6 protein-coding genes and 1 riboswitch are annotated in these 4,679 nt (G+C 73.5%); of the genes, 3 read left to right on the top strand and 3 right to left on the bottom strand.

Features of this window, described 5'->3' with window-relative positions; translation table 11 throughout:
• Positions 1–139 precede the first annotated feature (139 nt).
• From ACWGH4_RS31565 to thiO, 3 genes are all read right to left on the bottom strand, one after another.
• Positions 140–934, bottom strand: a complete 795-nt coding sequence (locus ACWGH4_RS31565) for a thiazole synthase (RefSeq protein WP_453466914.1) — start codon at positions 932–934, stop codon at positions 140–142.
• Between the two features lie 6 nt (positions 935–940).
• Positions 941–1,243 carry a sulfur carrier protein ThiS gene (thiS, locus tag ACWGH4_RS31560; protein WP_453466918.1) on the bottom strand — a complete coding sequence of 101 codons (303 nt, stop codon included), beginning with the start codon at positions 1,241–1,243 and terminating at the stop codon, positions 941–943.
• A gap of 8 nt (positions 1,244–1,251) precedes the next feature.
• Entirely contained in the window at positions 1,252–2,415 is a 1,164-nt protein-coding gene (thiO, locus tag ACWGH4_RS31555) for a glycine oxidase ThiO (RefSeq protein ID WP_453466912.1), read from the bottom strand.
• Positions 2,413–2,525, bottom strand: a riboswitch (TPP riboswitch). Its footprint overlaps the gene before it by 3 nt.
• Positions 2,526–2,576: 51 nt before the next feature.
• Between thiO and ACWGH4_RS31550 the strand changes: the two genes are divergently transcribed.
• The 3 genes from ACWGH4_RS31550 (at position 2,577) to ACWGH4_RS31540 (ending at position 4,636) form a co-directional block, all read left to right on the top strand.
• Positions 2,577–2,918, top strand: a complete 342-nt coding sequence (locus tag ACWGH4_RS31550) for a hypothetical protein (protein ID WP_453466910.1) — start codon at positions 2,577–2,579, stop codon at positions 2,916–2,918.
• Between the two features lie 126 nt (positions 2,919–3,044).
• Positions 3,045–4,226, top strand: a complete 1,182-nt coding sequence (locus ACWGH4_RS31545; RefSeq protein WP_453466916.1) for an NAD(P)/FAD-dependent oxidoreductase — start codon at positions 3,045–3,047, stop codon at positions 4,224–4,226.
• Positions 4,227–4,270: 44 nt separating this feature from the next.
• Positions 4,271–4,636 (top strand): Rv2175c family DNA-binding protein, encoded by a 366-nt coding sequence (locus ACWGH4_RS31540; protein ID WP_053557401.1) that lies wholly within the window; start codon positions 4,271–4,273, stop codon positions 4,634–4,636.
• Positions 4,637–4,679 lie beyond the last annotated feature (43 nt).

The following is a 4,679-nucleotide window of genomic DNA, read 5'->3' as shown; positions in this document are numbered from 1 at the left end:
GGGCTGGTCCCGCCGAAATCCGGCCCGCCCGGCGATTGAGGGCACGGCCGAAGGCCGTACGGGGTCCGGGGCTCGCCCCGGTTCGGGAAGGGGCGGGCAGGGGAACGAGCCCGCCGCAGGCGCCCACGCACCCGACCCCTCAGAACGCCGGCCGCTCCGGGTCCAGCGCCCCCCGCCCCTCGTGCGGCGACGACGCCACCGCGAAGTGGCGTCGCGGGATCCGGCCCGCGCGGAACGCCAGCCGGCCCGCGTCCACCGCGTGCCGCATCGCCTCCGCCATCAGGACCGGCTCCTGCGCGCGCGTCACCGCCGACGCCAGCATCACCGCCGCGCACCCGAGCTCCATCGCCAGTGCGGCGTCCGACGCCGTGCCGGCGCCCGCGTCCAGGATGACGGGGACGTCCGCCTGCTCGACGATCAACTGGAAGTTGTGCGGGTTGCGGATCCCGAGCCCGGAGCCGATCGGCGAGCCGAGCGGCATGATCGCCGCGCAGCCCACGTCCTGGAGCTTCCGCGCGAGCACCGGGTCGTCGTTCGTGTACGGCAGCACGGTGAAGCCGTCGTCGACGAGCGTCTCCGCCGCGTCGAGCAACTCCACGCCGTCCGGCAGCAGCGTCCGCTCGTCCGCGACGACCTCGAGCTTGATCCAGTCGGTGCCGAGGGCCTCCCGGGCCAGGCGGGCGGTGAGCACAGCCTCGCCCGCGGTGAAACAGCCCGCGGTGTTCGGCAGGACCCGGATGCCGAGCCGGTCCAGGACGGACAGCACGGACCCCTGGACCGTCGGGTCCAGGCGCCGCATCGCGACGGTCGTCAGTTCCGTGCCGCTCGCGACGAGGGACCTCTCGAGCACGTCGAGGCTGGGCGCACCGCCCGTGCCCATGATCAGACGGGAGTCGAAGGTGGTCCCTCCGAGGGTGAAACGGTCGTCGGCCATGGCCGTTCAGCCTCCTTGCACTGCGGTGAGAATCTCGACACGGTCCCCGTCGCCGAGCGGGGTGGCGGCCCATTCGCCGCGCGGGACGACCGCCTCGTTGACGGCCGCGGCGACGCCGGAGGTCGCGGCGGAGAGCGCTGTGACGACCACGTCCAGCGTGATGCCGGCCGCGACGTCCCGGGACTCGCCGTTGACGAGGACGCGGACCCGATCGCCGGCCGCGGCCGAAGCGGCGACCGCGTCGGCGGCCGAGGCACCGACGGGGGCAGCGGCGGAGGCGGCGACAGCGGCGTCGGCGCTGTCGTTCACGGAGGTGTTCATGCGGGCTGCTCCTGAAGGACGGACGAGAAGCGGCGTGGTGAGAAGGGCCGTGCCACTTCGGGGAGTTCACCGTTCGTCAGCGCGTCGGCCAGCACATCGCCGGTGACGGGCGTCAACAGCACGCCGTTGCGGTAGTGCCCGGTGGCCAGAAGCAGTCCGGGCAGTTCGGTGAGGCCCAGCAGCGGCGCGTTGTCGGGGGAGCCGGGGCGCAGTCCCGCCCGGGTCTCCACGAGCGGCAGTTCGGTGATCCCGGGCACCAGCTCGTGCGCGTCGCGCAGCAGTTCGTACACCCCGCCCGCGGTGACCGTCGTGTCCCAGCCGAGCTCCTCGCTGGTCGCGCCCACCACCAGCTCGCCGTCCTCGCGCGGCACGAGGTAGACATGGCTGCCGCGGACCACGGCGCGCACCGTGCGCGACAGGAACGGCGCGTAAGGGCGTGGCACGGTCAGTCGCAGGACCTGGCCCTTCACCGGGCGTACGGGCGGGAGCACGTCCTTCGGTACGCCCTCCAGCCGTCCGCTCATGCTGCCGCCGGCCAGGACGACCTGTCCCGCGGAGATCTCCGTGCCGTCGGCGAGTACCGCCCCGGCCGCCCGGCCGCCCGTCACGAGCAGCCGCTCCGCCCAGCCGCGGCGGAAGTCGACCCCGGCGCGCTCGCAGGCGGCGATCAGGGCCGCGGCCAGCCGGCGAGGGTCGACCTGGTGGTCGCCGTCGACCCGCAGCCCGCCGCGGACGCCGGGGGCCAGCATGGGCTCGAGGCGGCGGCACTCACGGCCGGTGAGCCACTCGGACGTCAGCCCCGACCGGTGCTGGAGGGCGTGCAGTTCACGCAGATGCGCCCGGTCGTCGGCGTCGAGGGCGACGGCGAGCGTGCCGCAGGAGCGGTAGCCGACCCGCCGGCCGGACGTCTCCTCCAGCTCGGCGACGAAGGCCGGATAGCGGTGCGCGGATTCGAGGTTGAGGCCGAGCAGCGTCTGCTCGCCGTAATGCAGTTCGGTGACGGCGGCCAGCATCCCGGCGGCGACCTGCGCGGCCCCGCCGCCCGGTTCCGGGTCGGCCACGGCGACCCGCAGGCCCCGTTGCGCGGTGCGCCAGGCCGTGACCAGGCCGATGATTCCGCCCCCGATGACGAGGACGTCTGGGCTCGGTGTACGAGACATGGGCGTCCAGCCCCTCCCTTCGCCGGCATGACCCGGATCAGGTTCGTACGGTCGGAGGCCGGCCAGCCTCCCTCTCAGCCCGGTACGTCCGGGCTCCCGCGAGTGCCTTACGGTGGCCACCCTAACCGCACGCCCCGACGCGTTGTAAGGGAGCCGCAGCAGTGGCGAAGTCGCTCGACGGACTTGTTCTCTCCCCGGTCGCCGACCAGGCCCCGGGCCAGGTCGGCACCCGGACCCGGTTCACGTACCACGAGGAACGGGGCCGGATCTGGGCCGAGTACGAAGGCGGCGACGTGGTCCGCGGCCATCTTGTGGGCACCAGGGACGGCGACCGGCTGGACTTCCGCTATGTGCAGCTCAAGACGGACGGCGGGACCTCCTCCGGTCACTGCCTCTCCACGGTCGTGGACCTGCCGGACGGCCGGGTGCGGCTGGAGGAGAGCTGGCAGTGGGAGTCCCAGGAGGGCAGCGGGACGAGCGTCGTGGAGGAGCAGGCTTCCTGATCCGCCCCTCCTGACCCCCAGTCAGGTACGTATGGTGTGCGGGTGGACGAACGGCAGCATCAGACGCGGGCGGACGAAGGGCGGCGGACCGAGCCGCGGCGGCGCGTGGTGATCGTCGGCGCGGGCATGGCCGGCGTGCAGACCGCGGTCGCCCTTCGCGAGCAGGGATTCACCGGCACGGTCACCCTGATCGGCGCGGAGCCGCACCAGCCGTACGACAGACCGCCGCTGTCCAAGGCGATCCTGCTCGGCAAGGCGGAGGACTCCGCCTTCGACATCGACTTCGAGGCACTCGGCGTCGAGCTGCGCCTGGGTCTCGAGGTGACCCGGGTGCGGACCGACGCGCACGAGGTCGACACCGCGTCCGGCCCGGTCCCCTACGACGTGCTGGTCCTCGCCACCGGCGCCGAGCCGGTCACCCTGCCGGGCACCGTCGGCGTCCCCGGTGTCCATCTGCTGCGCACGCTCGACGACGCCGCCCGGCTGCGGCCGCTGCTCGTCGAGCAGCACGACATCGTCGTGGTCGGCGCCGGCTGGATCGGCGCCGAGTTCGCGACCGCCGCCCGCGAGGCCGGGTGCCGCGTCACCGTCGTGGAGGCCGCGGGCCGCCCGCTCGCCGGGACCATGCCCGCCGAGGTCGCCGCCCCGATGGCCGCCTGGTACGAGCAGCACGGGGCCGAGCTGATCACCGGCGCCAAGGTGGAAGCCGTCGAGCCGGGAGCCGTCGTCCTGGCCGGAGGGCGCAGGATCCCGGCCGGCGCCGTGGTCGTCGGTATCGGCGCGCGCCCCGCCACCGCCCTGCTGGCGGGCTCCGGCATCGAGCTCGGCCCGGACGGCGCGGTGGTCGCCGACCAGTATCTGCGCGCCTCCGCTCCCGACGTGTACGCCGTCGGGGACTGCGCCTCCTACCCGTCCGGCCGGTACGGCGAGCGGCTGCTCGTCCACCACTGGGACAACGCGCTCCAGGGTCCGCGCACCGTCGCGGCGAACATCCTCGGCGACCAGGAGCCCCGGCCCCCGGCCCCGGAGGCGTACGACCCGGTGCCGTACTTCTGGTCCGAGCAGTTCGGCCGTTTCGTCCAGTACGCGGGCCACCACGGCGCCGCCGACACGCTGCTGTGGCGCGGCAGTCCGGCGGAGGACACCTGGTCCGTGCTGTGGCTGCGCGACGGCGTCCTCGTGGCCCTGCTGACGGTGGGCAGGCCCCGTGATCTGGCACAGGGCCGCAAGCTGATCGTGTCCGGGACCGAGCTGGATCCGGCGCGGGCGGCCGACCCTTCCGTCCCTCTGAAGGCGGCGGCACGGTAGGTCCTGGCTACCGACTGTCGGTCCTGGATGGCAGGCTTGTCCCCGTGACCGAGATTGACGCAAAGATCGATGCCCTCGTCCCCGCCTGGCTCTACCTGCCGGACATCGCGGAAATGCTCGATGTCGAGGTGACGCGCGTGCGGCAGTTGGTCAAGGACGGCCAGCTGATCGCCGTGCGCCGCGGTGAGAACAGGGCGCTCCAGGTGCCTGCCGCCTTCATCGACGGCAACAAGGTGGTCAAGGGCCTGTCCGGGACCCTGACCCTGCTGAGGGACGACGGCTTCACCGACGAAGAGATGCTCGAGTGGCTCTTCACCCCCGACCCGACCCTGCCGGGCACGCCTGCCCAGGCGCTCAGCGAGAATCGCGGCACGGAGGTGAAGCGCCGGGCCCAGGCGCTCGCCGTCTGAACCGACGGAAATCATCATCGCCGGCGGACGCACGGCCCGGGCC

The sequence above is a fragment of the Streptomyces sp. NPDC054847 genome, from assembly GCF_053610925.1.
This window is presented reverse-complemented; position numbering and strand designations above follow the sequence as displayed.